This is a genomic window from Orientia chuto str. Dubai, assembly GCF_000964595.1.
GTDB lineage: Bacteria > Pseudomonadota > Alphaproteobacteria > Rickettsiales > Rickettsiaceae > Orientia > Orientia mediorientalis.
Map to the genome: position 1 here is coordinate 1 of NZ_LANP01000002.1, position 21,477 is coordinate 21,477.

Here is a 21,477-nt window from a genome sequence, read left to right on the forward strand (position 1 = left end):
TAATAATACTGCTAGATGATCATACTTACACGGAACAAAGTACCAACCACTACGTCTTAACATTGAACAAAAAGCAGATGCAGACTGTTTAGCCTTTTTATTCCACATAATGACATTGAGATGACACCATTCTATTACCACCATGTAAAGCAGCTACAGCACTTGATAGATCTTCTGCTTCCTGTAGTAAATCAGGAAAAAACTTACCCATTCCAGCACTAATATTTCTTTCTAATGCCTCTCTTTTCGTGACAGCAGCAGTTCTAGCCTGATTTGGTAAAATCTGCGAGCTAAAAAAGGTATTTTGTGTTTTTTTCCGGCAGAGTATTTTCATTTATGTAATGAATACATTTATTTTTGCTACAGTCATAAATATTTTTCAACGACACTTAATTAAAAGTTGATCAAGAATAAAGTTGGAATATATATTACTCATTCAATGTGTAAATATTGTTCTAGAAAGTGTATTTAATGTTTCAAAACTAAAACTGTATAGAAAGTTTAAAATATGTATCATAGACCTAACCCGCAATATAATATTCAGGCAATGGGCAGTATTAAACTATGTCAACTGCTTAGTAGAGAAGGACATAGCTTATCAAAAGCTGTCATAGATGAGATTCACAATAGAGCTCTGTTTTTACTACAAACCGAAGACCTAAGATACAGGCATCTAAAGTTTGATGCTAGAGGTTTAGCAACAGTTTTGTATCAATTTGCAAAATTAAGATATGGTATAAGTACCGAATTTATTAATGCTTGGACAAATAAATCTATAGATCTAATTGATGAGTTTAACTCTCAAGAGTTATCTAATGCGCTATGGGCATTAGGACGGTTAGAGATACATCCATCAGATGATTTTATTCATGCTTGGATAAATCATGCTACTTCAACTATAGATCAATTTAACTCTCAAAGTTTATCTAATGCGCTATGGGCATTAGGACGGTTAGAGATACATCCATCAGATGATTTTATTCATGCTTGGATAAATCATGCTACTGCAACTATAAATCACTTTAACCCTTAAGGTTTAGCTAATTCGCTATGGGCATTAGGAAGGTTAGAGATACATCCACCAGATGATTTTGTAAAAGCTTGGATAAATCATGCTACTGCAAGTATAGGTTACTTTAACCCTCAAGAGTTATCTAATTCGCTATTGGCATTAGGAAGGTTAGAGATACATCCACCAGATGATTTTATTAATGCTTGGATAAAGCATGCTACTGCAAGTATAGGTTACTTTAACTCTCAAAATTTAGCTAATTCGATATTGGCATTAGGACGGTTAGAGATACATCCACCAGATGATTTTGTAAAAGCTTGGGTAAAGCATGCTACTGCAAGTATAGGTTACTTTAACTCTCAAAATTTAGCTAATTCGCTATCTGCATTAGGACGGTTAGAGATACATCCACCAGATGATTTTATTAATGCTTGGATAAAGCATGCTACTGCAACTATAAAGCAATTTAACCATCAAGATTTATCTAATTCTATTTATGGTATATTTATACTAAATGTTCTATGTAATTCTAAAATTAAAGTACTACAGCAATTTATCAATTCTGTTAATAGCAATACTACACTGTTTGATAATAAGGATATTAGTCAAATTTTAAAAGCACATTATTATTTTAGTAAAACAGGCACAGGTATATTGACTTCACAAAACCGTCAATTACTTGAAAGAAAGTATAAATCTACTTTAGAACCTTGTCGTACTTCAAATTTACAACTGGATGTGCTTAAGATAGTAAAAAAAGTATTAGCCCCGCAAGATATCAAAAGCGAGTTTTATATTAAACAAACTACTTCCAATGTTGATATCTTTATTAAAGGACAAAATATAGTAATACAAGTAGATGGGCCATCTCATTTTGACGATAACAATGCTCCTAATTTCTCAACAAGGCTTAATAGTACATTATTATCTTTGTATCAATATAAAGTACTTAGAATTTCATACTGGAATTGGGATAAGTGCAAAACAATGGCTAGCAAAGAAAGCTATATAAGTGAATTGCTATCTAAGATGAACCTGTTTCTGAAGAAGCACAAGCATATGAGGAGATATTTTATGATGCACCAGAAGAAATATTTTATGATGCAATTGATGATCTATCAGTTATAGCAACGCATGAAGTTTCATCTGATTCAGAAATGCAAGCATTAGGAGATTATGATGCACGTGGGCTTTAATTTCTAATATATTTTTCTATATTGCTTCCAAAAATCAACTAAGAAATTGAAGTTCTCTTTTTGGGGTTGCTTCATGCTGATTTAATGTTGGTAGTAATACTCTTCTAAAGGTAACAAATATTATTATGCCTGAACCGTTGCTCCTACTAGCTGCCAAGCAAGTAAGCCTATTGAACGACAATTAAAGAACAATTGAGTCTTTTCATCATACGATTCATAGACATTTTGATAATCTTTCTCGATCAAAATCCCTATGTATACTCACTTTATTTTGATTTCCTTGATTCTATGTTATCAGAATCAAAAAATCCTTGAGCAACCATTTCCTTTATTTCTGATAAAGACTTACATTTTACACCTTTAGGAATTTTACAATCAAAATCATCACTTCTAAAGAAGCTGATTAGGCTCACACAGATCAATAACAAAATTAGAGTAACTAATATTGTTGCACCTGCTAGACAAATTACTAGCTTATTTTGAATAATTACTTTATAAATGAATTGCTTTAAATCTTTCACTTCTAAAATTAATAAAAGCCTTAATATTCTCATATCTCATTCTCTTTAACACCAGTTAGCAACAAAAGGTAACTTCTCTTATAAGTTAAAAGATAAGTCTTATTCACGACAATATGCTTATTATCACTAAACCAATAACGAAATGTACCACTCACTAATACTATTTCTACCTCAATCTTCTTTGGAAAAAAGACTGAAGACACATTTGAACCTTTAACAAATTGTACATGATTCTGAAAAAACTTGTTTAGCACTTCAGTATCACTAGATACAACTTTCATATCTGCTATCTGCCTTTCTACCTCACCTGGAGAAATAATCCCTTCATTACAGCCCCATTCCTTTAAATAAGCCTCGTGATAGCTATTTGATGATACTACCATTTTACGATTAGGCTCTATCAATCAATAACCATTTTTCTTCTTTTATAATTGCAGTCATTATTGCAATTATATTAGATATTGAATATAGTAACTACCAGCAAGACCTTATTATATCTTACTAACTCTTGTACAGCATTTTGCTTAAAGAAATGATTCACTATTTACCAACTTTTTTATTTAGCAAGCCTAAATAACTTATTGGCAATAGACCTTTGGCTACTAAAAAACTCTTTAACAAAATCTGAAACCTTTTTAAATTTCTTAAAGCTATAACATAATATAACACCTGTAACTATAGACAATAAGCCTAGTTTAGCATGACTGCTATTTAATAATACTATTGATTACTCCAGCTAGCACTACACTCCATTCATCAATGCTTAAACCCATATATTTCAATGGCCTCGACAATGACCAGTATAACTTCTGCATAATCACCTATAGCTATAATTGTAGCATGAGAAAACTCATACTACTAATATAATGTTTAAATTAGCTGAATATCTTCAAACGCAGATAGCACCTGTGATAATTAAGTTACATTAACGTGCATTACTCGTACACTATTAGTTAATCTATGATACAGAACTTCCAGTACATTCATTCATCATTTGTGTAACTTTAGCCATAATCCGCCGCACTAATCCTAAATTAGCTCTAGCATAAATACTCGTTGAATGTATACTACCATGATTCAATACTACACGCATTGCATAAGGACTTACATCCTCATCTACTATCCAAGTTGCAAATGTCCTTCTTAGGTCGTGTATTCTTTCTATGCCTGCCTTTGCACAAATCTTACGCCATGTTTTATCTGGAGACTCTAAGTGTCCGCTTTTGCTAGTATCACTTGGTAGTACCCATTTTGATGTTACTTTCATCCCCTGTAATATCTCCATTGCATCGTCTGTTAATGGTACATCTTGTGGCTTTCCATTCTTAGTTTTTTGTATATGCCATATTTTTTTAGCAAAATCTCCTCCATTTCATGGTTAACACATTCCTTTTTCTAGCTTCAGTATATAACGCTAGCAGTATGAAACATTTGACTATCTCGCTCTTTTCTTGCTTTACTACTTGTAAAAATTTCGGCATTTCATCGTAAGTTAGACGACGTTCTCTTGCTTGCATTCTATGTTTCTCTTTTCTAGTGCAGGATTTTGTTCTACTAATCCCCATTTTATTGCCTTATTAAATATACTTTTTATACCTTTCAGAACTTGATTTGCTCCTGCATATTGCTTCTTTTTAGTTATGTTGTTAAATACTTTTTCAATATCTCAATCTTGTTAATCTTTTTAGAATATAATGATTGATTTGCATGATTATATATTCTTGCAGCGTATTGTTTCCAGTGTTCAGTATATATTTTGCTATACTCTTAATAATTCTAAAATTCTTAATTCAAAACTGAATGTTTAGAGAAAGATGTTTTACTATACAGACACTAGTAAAATAATACTATTGAATCCTCTAATAAAGTATATGTTGCAGTTGCTGAGGTATTTTTTCAAAAAGATTTTTTTAGAATAATGCAAAAAAAATAATAGTAGTAGAGTACTTCTTCTCTTAATGACTTTAAGTAAATCTACCTGAGAAACAAGAGATAAAAATATTCCAAAACAAATATCTGAACAATATCACAGATTTATTAAAAACGAATTAAAATAATATTTGGTTTTAAGAGTTTTCATATTAAATATTACCAGTATAGAAAATATTTGCATGATAAAAACAGGATAAATAGTTGAAGCTAATGACTATATCTACTTTTAAGAATTTTTAAACGTTAATAGCAACATAATATCTAAAATCTCAAATTTATATAAATTAATAAATATGCCACACAGATGTGAAATAACTATATTTTCAGTTATTATTTAAAATAAGAATTTTATAAAAATTTTAACTATTACAAAAAATTTTGTAATAACTACTAAACAGCACCTAACCTTGCCGTGCCTTGAATTTTTTATTTTTTTTATTAATAATAAAAATCTTACCACGCCGCTTTACCACCTGGCAGTTTTTATCTCTATTTTTTAAAGATTTTAGCGAACTAACTACTTTCATATTATTTTTCATATACTATCAAAAATATAGCATACAATATATGTTCTTTTATTAAATCAGTCAATGCAGTTATTAATTATATAGATTTGTACTTTTGGGCTAGCTCAATATAGTGTGAACTTGAATTTTGAATCATTTCAATTTCAGAAGTAGTAATATCTCTAATATATTTAGCAGGTATGCCTGCCCATAATTGGTAAGATCCAACTATCTTTCCTGGAGCAATTAAAGCTCCAGCAGCTACAAAACCAAATTCCCTAACTATAGCTTTATCCATAATAACTGAGTTCATGCCAATAAAAGCATAATCCTTAAGAATAACAGCATGTATAGTGGCATTGTGACCTACTGTAACATTACTACCAATAATAGTTGGTCCATTATAACGAGATGCATGTATTACTGTACCATCTTGAATATTTGTTGCCTGACCAATATTAACCTTAGACACATCTGCACGTATTACTACATTAAACCATATGCTACTGTTTTGCTCTATTATTGCATCACCTATTATTCGAGCACCTTGAGCAATATAAACAGACTTGTGAATGTTAGGTAAAATGTTGTTATATGGTATAATACTGTACTGCATGATGTTAAAGTCTACTTAATTATACTTTATATTCAACGCTTAAATTTAGATTAAAGCATATACTGCATACTAAAAAACGCAATACTGAAAGTCAAGATTTAAAATAGCATATTTCACAGAAAATATGTTCTGTCGCATCTGTTATGGTATATTTATTAATTATAAATTTGAGCTTTTAGAAGCTATGCTGCCATTGCACTATAAAAATTCTTAACCAAGAATTCGTTTTTTTTATATATAATCTTGTTCTATAATATTGTTTAGATATTTATTTTAGAATATTTTTATCTCTTGTTTCTCAGGTAATTTTATTTAAAGTTATTAAGAGCAGAAATATTACTACATCTGAGTTCAATGACAACTCAGCTTTGCCACTAAAGAACTTACCATGTTGTCCATCTTTAGTAAAAGGAAATATTGCCAAGCTCCTGAGCATATGATTCTTTTCTAGCTAGTAACCAGTCGGCAATATCAGTTATTTCAGCCTTAGAGCCCTTATTCTGCCACACTGATATCAGAGCTTTTTGTAACATAGGCTGCTGCAAATCACTTGTTCCATATTGAGGAGCGCCATGTTGCTAAAATAGAGGAAACTTGATAAAAAGTCTGATCTAGCTTCATAGCTTTTCAGTATCTTTTCTGGTACTTCTGAAAATGGATTAATGACATTGGTTTTTCATATCAAATTCTATGTAGCTTCCCCTAGAATCAAGCATGTACGCTTAAATGATCTTCCATAATCAAGGACAAAAACCTTACCCCCAATGCCTAGAACTGATAGCATCATTTCTTGCATAAAAACAGATTTTCCAGATCCAGGAACTCCGCTATACAGAGGTTGAAGTTCTCATTTGGAGCTGTTGCATGATTTAATGCTGGTAATAATGCTCCACCAAAAGGGACCAATACATTATCTGACCTCGTCTGCCAGTTAATAGCATCCTGGAGAGCTTAAATCTCCTTTCCATTCACCAATTATTGGTAATAATACTTTACTTTCGATGAAACGTTTTATACCTCTACCTAAGCTGAAAGGCTGTTCCAGTCCTATAACCTTTGCCAATATATTTGCCTTGTTCAACTAATTGCATTGGTAATGAAGCTAGTAGAACAGCTAAATGATCATACTTACAGGACAAAGTACCAACCACTACGTCTTAACATGAACAAAAGCGATGCAGACTGTTTAGCCTTTTTATCCCCATAATACATTGAGATGAACCATTCTATCACCACCCTGTAAAGCGCTACGCCTTGATAATCTCGCTTCTGAGAAATCAGGAAAAAACTTACCCATTCCAGCACTAATATTTCTTTCAATGCCTCTCTTTTGTACAGCAGCAGTTCTAGCCTGATTTGGTAAAATTGCAAGCCAAAATGAACAAAAAGTTAGACTTTATATCTCTCCACGACGCATTTCATTGCCTAAAAAAAGTCCATAGCTGACAATCTCCACTCTGTAGGCCTTTTACCAGCTTCTAAGCTAATATTACTTGCTCTTATTTAATTTTAATCTTCTCTTCTAATAGCGAAAAATCTCCTCGTAAATTTGTTCCGACAATATTTCATAGGGGTTAATGTCTGCATGTCTTCTTCAGGCCAATTAAATATTATTCTGATGAATTTAGCAATTGTTTGCATCAACATTTTCAGTATTTAATCCAAATACTGATTTTATCTGCCTTACAAGACCAGTTTTACCTATAGAGAATGACTCTAACTATACTAAATTAGTAGAAATATTGAAAACGAGAAAATTAGAATCTAAAAGTAAATTGGTACTACAAATGGATAGTAACAAAGGCTAACACTTAGAGCATCAACATAGAGTATTGTATAAAATTTGCCAAAAGGGAAGGCAAGTATCAAAAATTTAAGAATACACAATTTAAGAAAAAATTGAATTCTAAATTCCTAATCTAAAACTGAGATTAGCATCCTTAATAAACAATAATTTGCAGAGTTCATTTTTATTGATAATTTTTTTAACTTTTCAAATTAAAGAAGTATGGTTGTAATTAATAATCAATTTTAGATTGAATGATTACTTATTTAATGTATAATAGTTCTTAAAAATATAAGTACACCTTATAAGGTAAAACCAGGCATGATTATGGTTTTTATTAGCATACTATGAGGTTGTATAAATTTTTATAAACAAAGTTTAATATATGGGACTATAAAAATGGGCAACACTGTTTTACATGAAGCTTCTAAAGTGGGTGATATAGAAAAATTAATACAGCTTTTATCAGAACAAAGTAATATTGATATTAATGCTCAAGATGAATTAGGTAATGCTGCTTTACATTATGCTGCACAAGAAGGCCATATAGAAGTTATAAAGCTTCTGTTAAGTCATGGAGCTGATATAAATTTACAAGTGCAAGGGCAGTATACTAATGCTGCTTTGCATTTTGCTGTTAAAAAAGGGCATACAGAAGTTGTAGAACTACTACTAAATTGTGGGGCTGATATAAATTTACAAGGCAATGTAAAGCAAACACCTTTAATGATGGCTGTGAGAGCAGGATATATAGATGTTATAAAACATTTATATATCTATAAAGCTGATCTAGGCATACCAGATGCTTTTGGTATTCCTCCTTTAAATGCAGCTGTTCAAAAAAATAATGTGGAAGTTGTAAAAGTACTATTAAGTTACATAACTGATCCTATGTTGCTTGATTCTGCTCTGCATACCGCTGTGCAAAGATCTAATACAATATTGGCAGATATTTTGTTAGCTAATGGAGCTAATGTTAATTCTCAAGATTTTTTTGGTAATACTCCTTTATCCCGGGCTATTACAAATCAAGCAAAAGAATGTGTAAAGCTTCTACTATCTTATAAAGCCGACATCAATTTACAAAACAATAATGGTGAAACTCCTTTAGTTTGCAATAGGTTTAATATTGGTATAAATCATGCAGCAATGGATACATTATTAATTGCTCATATTGTTAAGCTAGAATATTGCGGAGTAGGTGTTAATACAGCAGGATTTCGACAAAATAAAGCTTTAATAAGTCAATCTCCACTTTTAACAGAATTAGAACAGAAATGCCAGCAAGAAGTACAGAAAATGAATAGTATGAAGATTGGCAAAAGTACTTTTTTTGACATATTTGTGTTGACAAAGGATATGAATATATTAGCAAGATGTGCTAATAGTTCTGATATTGTTCAATGTTCCAAGGTAAATTTTCCTATATATGATCCTTTCATTAATGAGTCTATTGAAAAAGGTAAGCAAAGAAATGCTGCATTAAATAATGCAGTTACATCAATGAATAAAATATTGGCTCCACAGTCGGATGAGATGCTACTAAGTGAAACATCTTGGTCCAGCTTGCCTAATGAAATACAATACATGATATTAGAGCACTTAAGTGATGAAGAGTTAATAAAAATTCAATCTCCTGGTGAGGAAGATAGTAATGTTCAAGTTACAGGAGCGCATGCTATATATGATGATTAATCTTTTTTAAGTGCATGAGTATATTAAAAAATAGAATAAATACTTCAGTTTTGCATCAGGAATAATTAGATACAGGAGTTAGAGTATAAATTGCAAGTTTAAGAAAATGGTTTGCAAAGGATGAGAGAAATTTCATATAAGAATTAAAAAAATATCAAAAGAATATCGCATGAAAAAAGATATAACAGCACTATATTGCTTTGTCGATTATTTTGTTAAAAGAGTAATCAATGGATGAATAAAATTCATACTTATCTGTCAACACTAAGAAGCTAGCTAAAACCTCTGCATTTAAAACTTATGTTAATCGTAAATTGAGGTTACATGGTTTTTATTTTGATATTGAACATGCAATACACCGCTTAGCATAGAATGCTTTTGCCTATATCTTTCTTAGTTGTTTATTGTTTTTTTTAATTAAGATTACTAAACCTTATATTTAATTTCTAATCTAAAACCGATATATATAATATTTGCATATACTAGAGTATAGATATTGTGTTTGAAGGTGTGTTTATATTATTCTCTTGGCATAAAACTTAGAAAATATAGTACAAATATAACTTAATATTCTATATTAAGTTATATCTATTAATCTCTTCTTAAGAGTAGAATATCTCAAATCTGCAGCATTCTTTTTAATAGCAATATTTAGTGCCTTTTTTTGTCCAATAATAATAACTAACTTTTTAGCTCTAGTAATAGCAGTATAGATTAACTTACGTTGGAGCATAGGATAATGCTGCATCATGAGAGGAATAATTACAGTATGATATTCCCCACCTTGGGATTTATGAATAGTGATAGCATAAGCAAGTACTATTTCATCAAGTTCATCGAAGTCATAGCTTGTTTTCTTACCATCAAAATCTATTACTAAATTTTGGTTATCATGGTCAATTGTACTAATAATTCCTATATCACCATTATATACATCTTTATCGTAGTTATTAACTATTTGCATAACTTTATCACCAATTTTAAAAATATTTCCCCAAACAAGTATTTCATTATTTGCTGAATTATTTGGTAATAGTGTTTTTTGCAGTACTGTATTGAGATTTTTAGTTCCTAAGGTTCCTCTAGTTATTGGAGACAATATCTGTATATCAGTAAATGGAGAGATAGAAAATTTTTTTGGAAGACGTACCTGAACTAATTCAATTATTTTAGCAATTGCATCTTCTGGTGTATTACTATTAATAAAATAAAAATCATTGTTTTGGTTAGATTGAAAAATTGGAAACAGTCCATTATTAATTCTATGAGCATTGCTAACAATATTACTTTGATTAGTTTGCCGAAAGATTTCTGTTAGTGTTACTATAGGCAATTTTTGAGATTTAATTAAATCATTAAAAATTTGGCCTGGTCCTACTGATGGTAGTTGATCAATATCTCCAACTAAAAAAAGAGCAGCAGTACTAGGCAGAGCACTAACTGCTGCATACATTGTTGTTACATCAACCATTGACATTTCATCTAATATTAGTAATTGGCATTTAAGTTTTGTAATTGTTCTGGCATTTTGTCCAGGAGTGCTATGTACTAAACGGTGAATAGTATAAGCAGAGTGTTGTGTTGCTTCACTTAGTCTTTTTGCTGCTCTGCCAGTTGGAGCTGCAAGTAATATGGTAACTCCTATATTTTCTAGAATATTAATTATAGAATTAATTAAAGTAGTTTTTCCAACTCCAGGTCCTCCAGTGATAATAATTACTTTAGACTTTAAAGCCTTGGTAAGTGCTTTTTGCTGACTAGAAGATAATTTAATGTTTGCTTTATTTATATATTCTGTTATCTGATTGCTGCTGATTGAAGGCCATGCCAGTTTACCTTTACTAAGATGAACTATTAATTCAGCTATTTTAAGCTCAGCATAAGCTAATCCCTTAAGAAATATACATTCTTCGCCATTAATATTTTCAACTGCAACATTGCGTTCATTTATTTCAAAAGATAATGCATCAATTATAAGATTAACATCAATATTAAGTAGTTCATGACAAAGGCTAATTAGCTTATCAGTTGGCATTCCGCAGCTACCATTACCCATAGCTGTTACCAAAGCATAATTTATTCCAGCTTTTGCTCTTATTATTGAGTTTTCTGGAATACCTATAGCTTTTGCGATGTTATCTGCACTTTTAAAACCTATGCCTTTAATATCTGATACTAATTTATATGGGTTAGATTTGATAATATTTATTGCTTCTGCTCCATAAGCCTTATATATTTTAACAGCTTTACTAGCGCCAATATTATAGTTGTGAATGAACAGCATTATATCTCTTATAACTTTTTGACTATTCCAACTTTCCCAGATTTTTTGAGCACGTACAGGACCTATTCCTGGTACTTTTTTTAGTGCAGCATCTTGGTTTTCAATAACTGTAAGAATATCTATGCCAAATGTTTGAACTAATTTTTTAGCATATATTGGACCAATACCTTTAATAATTCCAGATGCTAAATATTTTTCTATGCCCTCTATATTTGTTGGTAGCGAAACCTTTAATGTATTAGCTTTAAACTGCAGACCATATTCTTTATCATTAACCCATATGCCGCTAGCTTCAATATGCTGACCTACTGTAATAGCAGAACTGTAACCAATTACTGTTATTAAGTCTTTTTTATGACTAACCTTAGCTTTAATGATACAAAACCCATTTTCTGGGTTATGAAAAGTTATTCTTTCTACCAAGCCTAGAATCTGATTATTACTAGGTAGAGATTTAACATTCATGTTAGCATTATTAAGTATAATAATATTTATTTGTTATCTTTTGATTTTGAAAAAATTTTTTCTCTAATTTTAGCCTTTCTACCTTGCAAGTTTCTTAAATAATACAGCTTAGCTCGTCTTACTACTCCTTGCTTAACTAGCTCTATACTACTAATTAATGGAGAGTAAAGCATAAATTTTCTTTCTACTCCCTGGCCATGACTAATTTTTCTAACTGTAAATGATGATGATATTGAACGATTAGTACGAGCAATAACAACTCCCTGATAAACTTGAATTCTTTCATTATCTCCTTCAATAATTCTTAAGTTAACTTTTACAGTATCTCCAGATCTAAAATTAGGAATTTTTTTTCCTTGAGTTAGCTTCTCAATTTGCTCTTGTTCAAATTGCTTAATTAAATTCATTTTGTACTCCTTAGATTTTTAGTTTCATTTGTTAATAAAATGAGGGCGTCTTTGTTTTGTAATTTTGATAGATTGATTTAATCTCCATTCCTTTATCTGCTTATGATTGCCAGAAAGCAAAACATCAGGTACCTTAAGATTACACCATTCCGATGGTCTAGTATATAGTGGATATTCAAGCAAGGTCATATTATCTTCAATTGTATTAAATGACTCTTCTAATAATGTACTTTGATTTGCTATAACACCAGGAAGTAATCTTATGCAACTATCTAGCAAGGCAAGGGCAGCTATTTCTCCTCCAGATAAAATAAAATTTCCTAAACTAGCTTCCAATATATTATACTTTTCTATTACCCTTTCGTCAATTCCTTCAAATCTTCCACAGATAATAATTATATTTTTTTGCTTAATAATTTTCTTAATAAAATTTTGATTTATGATTTCCCCTCTAGGAGACATATAATAAAGATATGGCTGAATATTTAAGTCAGTATAAGTATTTAATACATAATCAATCGCTTTGGCAAGAACATCAGCTCTCATAACTAGACCGCAACCTCCTCCATAAGGTTCATCATCAACTTTTTTATGCTTTGTAATACCAAAATCTTTAATGTTGATAACTTTGTATGACCATATATTTTTCTTTAACGCTTTTCCAGCTAATGAATATTGTAATGGTCCAGGAAACATTTCTGGAAATAAAGAAAGTATGTTAATATGAAACAAGCTATTATTAGGCATGAATATTAAATAATAATTAACTTTATTTGCAATCTATCTTTAAAATAATAAGATATATCATTATTTGTTATTAACGCATTTAGATATATATGATTCTTGTACTTTTTTTTCTTTTGTACGATGATACTGAATTATATTATTAACTGCTTGTCGCTTACTTGCTTCTTTTCTATAATTTATCTCTTTTTCAATTAACTTAATATATTTCCAATCCTCAAGTAGCTTTAGCTTGGCTTTATCAGTAAGTTCTCCTAACTCAATATCATCATTTTCTGCAGTTAATATTATTAATTCGCGATCAATAAACATGCTTAACTCAACATTATCTCTAGTTTTGTTATTAATTTTATCTTTAATAGCTAGATTTATTGGATCAGTTTGTATATCGATAGAGTCATTTGTACTATCATTAGTATATACTTGCTCTAAATTGCTGGTATTAGCTTGGCTTGATACTAAGGTTTGGGCTGGTGCTGGTTCGATAATTTCATTTTTAGTATTACTGCTATCTTGCTGCTCGATTGTAGGCAATGCATTACTACTATGATTATCTTTAGTATGTTCATCTACTTTACTCTCCAAATTGTTATCTTCATTAATATCTAAAATATTTAAGTTAATGGCATTAGTATCATCTTTTGATATTGTAGAAGAGAAATAATCGTTATTAGTAGTACTAAATTTGTTGTTATTTAGTAGTCGTTGAATAATATTATTGTTAATGCTAGAATAAGCTGTAATAGCATTATCAGTATAATTACTGTTGTCACTTTGTGATTGAACATAATTATCAATAAGCGGAATGAAACTTTTATTAAGAGTTAAACTATTATCACCTGAATTAATCTTGGTATCTTTAGAGTTGTCATTCACATGTACTTGAGCTAATAATGAAGCATTATTTTCATTTATCGCTAGTAGTGGTTGAGTTTCTAAAGTTTGACTATTGTTAGCTTTTTGTTGATTACTTGTAGGTGCTAAAGAAATATTTTTTTCTTGAAGTTTTTTTGAATTGCTATCTTGCGTTTGAGCTACTAACTTATTATTAGTATTATCTGGTTGATTAGAATTGTTAATAACTTCAGAATTTTTGAAAAAATTTTGAGTATATGTATTATGCTGTTCACTTAATAATGTAATAGGTTCAGGTAGTGTTATGTATGGATCATTAATATTGTTATGTTCTTTAATAGTTTGATTAATTTGGGTTGAGTTATAATCTGCCTTACTGTTATCTTGAGAGTATGGATTTTGATTGGGAGTTGAATACAACTTGCCATTGTTAGTGTTATGTATTTCCATGGCTTTAAGTATATCTGGTAATTCTATATCATTATCCTCTAGTGTATCATGCGATACTGCATTTAAAGTCTTATTTTTTAATTTCTTTTGACTTGGAGAATCATTATTAGAGCTATTTTGTATTTGAGTAGCTTCGAGTTTATCCTGTATATTTTCAACATGAAAACCAAAAAAAGATTTTATCTTACTCAACCAGCTGTTATTGGTATCACTTAAATTTTGATTATTTATTCCATCAGGCAATGGAAGAGAAGAAAGGGCAGGAGAGTTATTAATAATTACATTAGTAGTAGTGCTACTTGTAACCATTAAACTTATAGTAATTAAACATATTAATTTACTTTTAGCGAACATTTTATAAATTTTTACTTTTTGATTGATCAATTTTAGATAATTGCTGCTTTATTTCCTGCACAATAATAGGATTAATAACAGACTTTACTAAATTAGATAAATTATTATCAAGCCATTCAGATAGTTTTGGCTTAAGTAATTCTATCACTATATCTTCTATAGTTTTATTTTTACTAATTGAAATATCTTGAGTTTGACTGCTAATATTTTTTTTAACTTTTGATTCAATTTTAGTAGATTCTGAATTATGTCTGTCTGTGGTAATATTAAACAAATTATTTTTAATTGTATTTGTATTGATATTGTTAATTTGATTAGGACTACTAATTACTTCAGTTAATATTAAAATATCATTACTATCTTCAGTATCATATGTTGCATTATTTAAAGAATTAACTGTATTGCAGTTAATTACATTTTTAATAGAGTTTAAAATTTCTTCAATTGGTTGGTTAGCAGGCTCATTATAATCTTCCTTTTCTTTTTGGAGTTTAGTCATACATACTATCCTAATTTTTAGAATTTTATTATGTTATAGTTTAATTTTTAAATTTTATCTTTTGTTCTGGAATGAAATAATCTACCTGCAAATTTAATGCTTTAGCAGTTAATTGATTAGTTAACTGTTTTATTTTATACATATGCTTTAAAAGTTCAACATTAACTTTAATATCTTCAATTTGAGCATCATAAAAGCTGTTTTGAACTTTTAATAAATCTGTAATACGTATATTACCTAATTCATACTCATGTTGAGTTGCTGTTAGAGCAATAGAAATAAACTTGACATAGTCTTTGGAGTATTCGACCTGCTGTTTTATAGAGTTGTATTGTTTTAATTCCGATACTATAGACACCTTAATTTCTTCTAATATATCTTTATACTGACTTATTAGCATATTAAGAGCTCTTGTTTCAGATCTAGCTTCTAAAAATGCCGTATTATAATTAAATATAGGTATTGTTATTGCAACAACAAAATCAGCAGTAGTAAGATATTCTTGTGGTTTTAGCAGAGGTAATGGGCTGCGTATTGAAAAACGTGCATTTATTTTAGGTAAAACAGCTGCTCTTTGAAATTTGACTTTTAATTGCTGTTCTAATATCTGGTTTTTATAACTATTAAGCACAAAACTATTATTTAGTCCTAAGTTAACTAATTCAGCTTCATTGCTGGCAAAATCATTAGATATTGTTGGCAATTCTATATTGCTAGGTAATATAGAAAAAAAATTATAGAATTTTTTTTCTATATTTTGTTGTGCAGTAATACTCGCCATGTGCTCAAACATAGCTTTTGTTAAACCAACTTGTGCATTAGCAACATTTACACTGTTACTTTCTCCTAGGCTTTGTTTTTGATTTTCTATCTCAAGCATTTTTTGAAAATAATATACTTTTGCTTTATAAAGTTTAGATGTTTCAATAGAAGAATAATAGTCCAAGTAGATTTCAATACCTTTATATATTAATCCTTGTTCTTCATGATAAAATTTTTCTTTAGCTGTTAAGCTTCTTGCTTATTAATTTTTAGCCTTATTAAATCTTGACCACCATTAAATAAGTTTTGCGAAATTGATAACTCAACATTTGATAAATTATTTGTAGCATGCTTATTGGGAAGCCAATTACCACTTGAAGACCAATTATTGTTGCCATTATGGTGATATCTTTTGCCTGATGATATTGATGTGTGTGCTTCAGGTAAGAAATTTGCATAAATTTTTAAGTGCTGATTTGCTTGTTGGAAAAACTTATCTTGCAATAATTTAAATTTAATGGAACTTTGATAAGCATTACTTAGTGCTGTATTAATATCTATAGCACAACATGAAAAACTATAAGTTAGTAATATTAGATAATATATTGCTAGAATAGTTTTTTTAAATGAAATTAACATTTGTTATTAGAAGTTTTTTTATAATAGATTAATTTTTATTAATGGAATTTTATGATAAATACAATAACTACTAAACTTATTTATAAAATTTTATAGATAATAAGATATATTATATCGTTTTTTTATCATAAAATCTATTGAGAAAAATATTGTTTTTATTGCTAATATTCGTTATAAATGTTTTTAAAGAATTTATGGCTAGGTAGCAAAGTGGTTAATGCCGTGGACTGCAAATCCTCTATCGCCGGTTCAATTCCGGCCCTGGCCTCATCCATCAGTTGCTTGCAGCAAAAGCTATTTTGAACAATATTATATGCTAAGTTAAGTACAGTAATTATGGACTTCTTGGAACAGTTTTTTGAAACTATGGTAGCTGAAAAAAATGTTTCAGCTAATTCGTTATTGGCATACAAGCGCGATTTGCAAGATTTTAATGATTTTCTTAAGTATAAGCAACTAAAGAATGCGCTAGTTGTTACTGCAAAGGATGTTGATTCATTTATTTATTATCTCCTTGATAAAGATCTTAGTTTTCGATCTATTGCACGTAAGATATCTACCTTAAAGCAGTACTATTTATTTTTACTAACAGAAAGTATAATTCAGACTGAATTTATAACTAGCATTGAAGTGCCACGTTATAAATCTGGATTGCCACAAATATTATCAATTAAGGAAATTAAAACTTTAATTGATAGTTGTTTAAAAGATACTACAGCTGAAGGTATAAGAATATTAGCGATGATTTGCTTGCTGTATTCTACTGGTCTTAGAGTATCAGAATTAGTTAGTATAAAAATTACTGATTTAAAGTTTGATTATAGTTCTGGGAAAATAAAAAATCACTTTACCATTTTAGGAAAAGGGAATAAGGAGCGGCTAGTAGTTATGAATAATTTCACTAGTGAGATTGTATTTAGATATTTACCTTATCGAGATTTTTTTTCTCCATTTAAGAATGCTAAGAATAGTGTCTATCTTTTTCTATCTAAGGCTAAGCAAGGATATATGACTCGGCAAAATTTTGCTATATTACTAAAACAAGCAGCTGTTAATGCTGGACTTTCACCTGATAGCGTTTCTCCACATATATTACGACATAGCTTTGCAAGTCACTTGCTTGAAGGAGGGGCGGATTTAAAAGTTATTCAAGAACTGCTAGGGCATGTTGATATTAGCTCTACTCAAATTTATACTCATGTGCAACCAAAGAGGCTGAAACATGTAATAGAAAAATATCATCCAGCTGGTTTAAACAAACATTAGTACCATTAAATCTGAATTTTTAAAATTAATAGAATGTTTAATATATATTATACTATCTACAAACTTTCTTATGCATGTTCTTCCAATTGACATAACCTAGAAGCAGAATCATCGTGCTTTTTTTATTTCTAAAATATCTACATTACTGCGTATATTAATGCCTTATTATCTGCTAAATATTTTTAATTTATACCTTAATATAAATTAAAATAATTAGGTTTTTTTTAAACTTTTTACTAAGTCAATAATTTTTTTTCTAATTTGAAGATCTTTGACTTCATTGAAAGCCTTAATAAGATTTATTAATTCTTTTTCTGGAACAGTATCACCTAACTGAAAGATTTCTTGATCCTCAGCAAATATAGATGTATTAATATTATCCCTTGGCTCAGTATAGCTGCTTATTTTTTCAAAAAAATAGTTTACTGGCACCTGTAATAAATTAGCAAAACTGTATAACTTACCACTGGATATACGGTTTGTTGATTTTTCATATTTCTGAATCTGCTGTATACTTACATCCACTGCCTCAGCTAAATTTTTTTGACTAAGACCAAGCATTATGCGTCGCATTTTAAGGCGTTTGCTAACGTATAAATCAACTGAGTCAGCTTTGACTTTAATACTAGTAGCCATAATTATTTCACTTTATAGTTCACCTTCACTTATTTAATTTATAATTAGATTTAATAAAAATCAAGTAATAATTCTGTTTACAATTAATTTATTTTTAACTTGTGTTATAGATAAATAAAAACTATTAATCCATTTATAGCTTAACAAAATGGTTCATAAAATATAATAGAATACCCTATGGAAGAGAAAAAAAAGATATAACAACTATATATTTTAATGGTTTTGTTAAAAGTAGTAATCAATGAATTAATAGTACATATTTATCTAATAATATTATTAGATAACCTACTAGAACACTTGGAATAAGCTATTCAGAGATTAATAAGTATTATTTATACCATAAGTCTCGTTTGTAAAAACTTTAAATATTTTTATATGAGCTGTTATTAATATATAAATCTGATCTTAAATTTGCCTTCATACTAATAAAATATCTTCTAGAAATAAAGTATTTGGCGATATTACTACTCATTATAAGAAGAAGCTTAATAAAAAAGCGCATACAGCTGTGTGAGGAGTGATATAATCAATTAGAAATTATTATTACATAAGGTTTTAGAAACGCTTGTATAAAGCTTGTGAGTTAACTATTTAAAATTAAGATATTTAGGCACATTATTTAGTAAAAAGCCTAAAACAAATATCATAGTAGAATCTCTCAAAAAGTAAACATAATTTCTGCAATACCATCAAAAAAGGAACAGAAAAACTCAAAAAACATACACCTTTTTCCATTAAAACCATTTCTGGAACAGTATCACCTTTTAAAGAAAATTGAACCTAAAGAGGCAGCTTAAGCATTATAATATGGAAGAAAGTGGTAATAATACATCCTTCTATGCTTATAAGAGATTGATATAAAATAAAGCTATAACCCTTCCTCAGTTATTATTTCTCCAGCTTTTAGATAAGAAAAATCTATAATCCTAATTTCACTACCAAATTCTTTAGTAGCATTACTTAACACTTCAGAAATTTTACTTTTCCCATCGATAACAAAAGTTTGCTCTAAAAGTACAGTTTCTTCTAGAAACTTACTTACTCTACCTTCGATCATTTTTTCAATTACCTTTTCTGGCTTTCCAGTAGCACGAGCTTGAGCAGTAAAAATTTCCTTTTTCTGCATAATTATATCTTCTGGTACTTCATTGGAACTTAAAAACTTAGGATTAGTAGCAGCAATATGCATTGCTATATTTTTTCCGAAAGTTTTCAATTTATCTGATTCAATATTTCCCTCTAATGCTACTAATACAGCAATTTGGCCTAAATTAGGAGCTACACTATTATGCACATACGATGCTATAACACCACTATTACTTAGCTTAATCTGTCTAATTCGATTTAATTGTATATTTTCACCTATAATAGCAATATCATGACTTATTCGAGATTCAAGAGTTTCACCTGATTCTAATTTAGCTTTTTTTAAATCAAGTAAGTTACTATATGATAAAGCTAGTTGAGCAGCTTCAATAGCTAATTTTTGCAATCTTTCATTTCTTGCTACAAAATCTGTTTCAAATTTAATTTCTATAATTGCTCCTTTATTACCATTTATAGCTAATGCAACTATTCCTTCATTAGCGCTACGTTGTGATTTTATAGACATTTGGGCTAAGCTGGCCTTACGCAAAACCTTAATTGCCTCTTCAATATTACCTTTAGCCTCTTGCAAGGCTTGCTTACAGCTAGACATAGCAGACCCAGTAGCATCTCGTAATTCTTTAATTAAACTAGCACTTATAACTATATCTTTTGTGTTAGCTGTTAAATTTTTTTCTTTCATAAAGTTTTATTATCTTTTTTATTTTGTATAACATTTATTTTTGATATCTTTTGACTAGTATTCATTCTAGTAATTTTTTTAGCAGCTTTAAGCTTTTCACTAGCATCATCACCCTTAATTGCTCCCAAATCAACTCCAGAAGCAGCAAGCATATCTTCAATGGCAAGCAATACTGCATCAGAAAAAATTTTACAATATAAACGTATAGACCTTATAGCATCATCATTACCAGGTATTGGATAATCAACCAAATCTGGATCAGAATTAGTATCTACTATTGCAATAACAGGGATTTTTTCCCTTCGAGCTTCTTTAACTGCTATGTGATCTTTATTGATGTCCATTACTATTAATAAAGTAGGTTTTCCTCCCATGTTTCTAACACCACTAAATGAGCGCTCTAAATTATTACGAATGCGCTGCATAGACAATATCTCTCTCTTAGTATAGCATGCTAATTTTTCTTGATCTGCTAATTTCTTTTCTAATTTATCAAGTTTATTTATTGCTTTTGACACAGTGACCCAATTAGTTAGCATTCCTCCTAACCATCTATGAGTAACATAATATTGACCACAATTTTCAGCATATGGAGCTACAATATCACGATGTCGTTTAGTATCAACAAATAGTATCCTGCCTTTTTTTTCTTTTATTTCATTATAAATAACCTTTTTAACAACAGCAATTTGTGATACAGTATAATCAAGGTTAATAATATGAACATCATCTCTTTTTCCGAAAATATAAGGAGCCATTTTAGGATTCCAACGTGAAGCCTTGTGGCCATAGTGAACACCAGCATCTAATAATTCACTTATTGTTATAGAGGATATATTATCATTTGACATTTTTTTTTCCATAATTTTAGTTTATACCTCCACAATGCTTTTAAAACACTATTTAGTGACAACTAATTAAGCAATGTGTGCGAATATAGTTAAAAAATATAGCAACTGCTTATTATGGCTCTAAAATATTATGAATAAAAATTCAGCTATTAAAGTATTTGCTAGCAATTTTATTATTAGCTAATATATTTTTATAACTACTCAAATACATA

General features: G+C 29.5%; 18 protein-coding genes, 1 tRNA gene and 5 pseudogenes. 5 read left to right on the forward strand and 19 right to left on the reverse strand.

What is annotated here, in order from left to right:
- Positions 1 to 295: pseudogene (locus tag OCHUTO_RS00385) on the reverse strand (conjugal transfer protein TraC); the annotation flags it as partial.
- Positions 296 to 508: 213 nt separating this feature from the next.
- Here OCHUTO_RS00385 and OCHUTO_RS06150 point away from each other — a divergent pair.
- Together OCHUTO_RS06150 and OCHUTO_RS06155 are read left to right on the forward strand one after the other, a co-directional pair.
- A complete protein-coding gene (locus OCHUTO_RS06150; protein WP_232296887.1) occupies positions 509 to 1,033 on the forward strand; it encodes a hypothetical protein in 525 nt (174 codons plus the stop codon).
- A gap of 132 nt (positions 1,034 to 1,165) precedes the next feature.
- Complete coding sequence (locus OCHUTO_RS06155; RefSeq protein ID WP_232296888.1) at positions 1,166 to 2,140, forward strand: RAP domain-containing protein; 975 nt, start codon at positions 1,166 to 1,168, stop codon at positions 2,138 to 2,140.
- 334 nt (positions 2,141 to 2,474) lie between these two features.
- Here the strand turns inward: OCHUTO_RS06155 and OCHUTO_RS06160 are convergent, their stop codons facing one another.
- The 8 genes and pseudogenes from OCHUTO_RS06160 to OCHUTO_RS06995 form a co-directional block, all read right to left on the reverse strand.
- Entirely contained in the window at positions 2,475 to 2,762 is a 288-nt protein-coding gene (locus tag OCHUTO_RS06160) for a hypothetical protein (RefSeq protein WP_232296889.1), read from the reverse strand.
- Positions 2,759 to 3,270: pseudogene (locus OCHUTO_RS00400) on the reverse strand (TraE/TraK family type IV conjugative transfer system protein). Before OCHUTO_RS00400 ends, OCHUTO_RS06160 begins: the two are co-directional and overlap by 4 nt.
- Positions 3,270 to 3,544, reverse strand: a pseudogene (locus OCHUTO_RS05015) (hypothetical protein). The pseudogenes OCHUTO_RS00400 and OCHUTO_RS05015 overlap by 1 nt, the downstream one beginning before the upstream one ends.
- A 143-nt stretch (positions 3,545 to 3,687) precedes the next feature.
- The gene (locus tag OCHUTO_RS05020; protein WP_306305433.1) at positions 3,688 to 4,077 is read right to left on the reverse strand and encodes a tyrosine-type recombinase/integrase; all 390 of its coding nucleotides are present in this window, start codon (positions 4,075 to 4,077) and stop codon (positions 3,688 to 3,690) included.
- 4 nt (positions 4,078 to 4,081) lie between these two features.
- A complete protein-coding gene (locus OCHUTO_RS06165; RefSeq protein ID WP_052694598.1) occupies positions 4,082 to 4,294 on the reverse strand; it encodes a site-specific integrase in 213 nt (70 codons plus the stop codon).
- A 768-nt stretch (positions 4,295 to 5,062) separates the two neighbouring features.
- Positions 5,063 to 5,188, reverse strand: a complete 126-nt coding sequence (gene ykgO / locus OCHUTO_RS00410; protein ID WP_045796950.1) for a type B 50S ribosomal protein L36 — start codon at positions 5,186 to 5,188, stop codon at positions 5,063 to 5,065.
- Between the two features lie 76 nt (positions 5,189 to 5,264).
- Entirely contained in the window at positions 5,265 to 5,783 is a 519-nt protein-coding gene (locus OCHUTO_RS00415; protein ID WP_045796915.1) for a gamma carbonic anhydrase family protein, read from the reverse strand.
- A 298-nt stretch (positions 5,784 to 6,081) separates the two neighbouring features.
- Positions 6,082 to 7,446, reverse strand: a pseudogene (locus OCHUTO_RS06995) (TraG/VirB4 family ATPase); the annotation flags it as partial.
- A gap of 522 nt (positions 7,447 to 7,968) precedes the next feature.
- On the opposite strand from OCHUTO_RS06995, the gene OCHUTO_RS00430 reads away from it, so the two are divergent.
- Positions 7,969 to 9,264, forward strand: a complete 1,296-nt coding sequence (locus OCHUTO_RS00430; protein ID WP_052694599.1) for an ankyrin repeat domain-containing protein — start codon at positions 7,969 to 7,971, stop codon at positions 9,262 to 9,264.
- A 577-nt stretch (positions 9,265 to 9,841) separates the two neighbouring features.
- On the opposite strand, the gene recD2 is transcribed toward OCHUTO_RS00430, so the two are convergent.
- From recD2 to OCHUTO_RS07000, 7 genes and pseudogenes are all read right to left on the reverse strand, one after another.
- A complete protein-coding gene (recD2, locus tag OCHUTO_RS00435; protein ID WP_045796916.1) occupies positions 9,842 to 12,013 on the reverse strand; it encodes an SF1B family DNA helicase RecD2 in 2,172 nt (723 codons plus the stop codon).
- Positions 12,014 to 12,039: 26 nt separating this feature from the next.
- Entirely contained in the window at positions 12,040 to 12,420 is a 381-nt protein-coding gene (gene rplS / locus OCHUTO_RS00440; protein WP_045796917.1) for a 50S ribosomal protein L19, read from the reverse strand.
- Between the two features lie 24 nt (positions 12,421 to 12,444).
- The gene (gene trmD, locus OCHUTO_RS00445; RefSeq protein ID WP_045796918.1) at positions 12,445 to 13,167 is read right to left on the reverse strand and encodes a tRNA (guanosine(37)-N1)-methyltransferase TrmD; all 723 of its coding nucleotides are present in this window, start codon (positions 13,165 to 13,167) and stop codon (positions 12,445 to 12,447) included.
- A 60-nt stretch (positions 13,168 to 13,227) separates the two neighbouring features.
- Entirely contained in the window at positions 13,228 to 14,823 is a 1,596-nt protein-coding gene (locus OCHUTO_RS00450) for a hypothetical protein (RefSeq protein ID WP_045796952.1), read from the reverse strand.
- Position 14,824: 1 nt separating this feature from the next.
- Entirely contained in the window at positions 14,825 to 15,322 is a 498-nt protein-coding gene (locus tag OCHUTO_RS00455) for a DUF2497 domain-containing protein (protein WP_045796919.1), read from the reverse strand.
- Positions 15,323 to 15,362: 40 nt separating this feature from the next.
- On the reverse strand, positions 15,363 to 16,115 hold the full coding sequence (locus OCHUTO_RS06740; RefSeq protein ID WP_370664234.1) for a TolC family protein: 753 nt from the start codon (positions 16,113 to 16,115) through the stop codon (positions 15,363 to 15,365).
- Positions 16,116 to 16,121: 6 nt separating this feature from the next.
- Positions 16,122 to 16,723: pseudogene (locus OCHUTO_RS07000) on the reverse strand (TolC family protein); the annotation flags it as partial.
- A 196-nt stretch (positions 16,724 to 16,919) separates the two neighbouring features.
- On the opposite strand from OCHUTO_RS07000, the gene OCHUTO_RS00465 reads away from it, so the two are divergent.
- A tRNA-Cys gene (locus tag OCHUTO_RS00465) sits at positions 16,920 to 16,991 on the forward strand.
- Between the two features lie 68 nt (positions 16,992 to 17,059).
- Entirely contained in the window at positions 17,060 to 17,989 is a 930-nt protein-coding gene (locus tag OCHUTO_RS00470) for a site-specific tyrosine recombinase XerD (protein ID WP_045796920.1), read from the forward strand.
- Positions 17,990 to 18,202: 213 nt separating this feature from the next.
- Here the strand turns inward: OCHUTO_RS00470 and OCHUTO_RS00475 are convergent, their stop codons facing one another.
- The 3 genes from OCHUTO_RS00475 to rpsB form a co-directional block, all read right to left on the reverse strand.
- Positions 18,203 to 18,625: a helix-turn-helix domain-containing protein gene (locus OCHUTO_RS00475; RefSeq protein WP_045796921.1), complete on the reverse strand. Its 423-nt coding sequence runs from the start codon at positions 18,623 to 18,625 to the stop codon at positions 18,203 to 18,205.
- 868 nt (positions 18,626 to 19,493) lie between these two features.
- Positions 19,494 to 20,414, reverse strand: a complete 921-nt coding sequence (gene tsf, locus OCHUTO_RS00480) for a translation elongation factor Ts (protein ID WP_045796922.1) — start codon at positions 20,412 to 20,414, stop codon at positions 19,494 to 19,496.
- Positions 20,411 to 21,277, reverse strand: a complete 867-nt coding sequence (gene rpsB, locus OCHUTO_RS00485) for a 30S ribosomal protein S2 (RefSeq protein WP_232296891.1) — start codon at positions 21,275 to 21,277, stop codon at positions 20,411 to 20,413. The genes tsf and rpsB overlap by 4 nt, the downstream gene beginning before the upstream one ends.
- Positions 21,278 to 21,477: the final 200 nt, after the last annotated feature.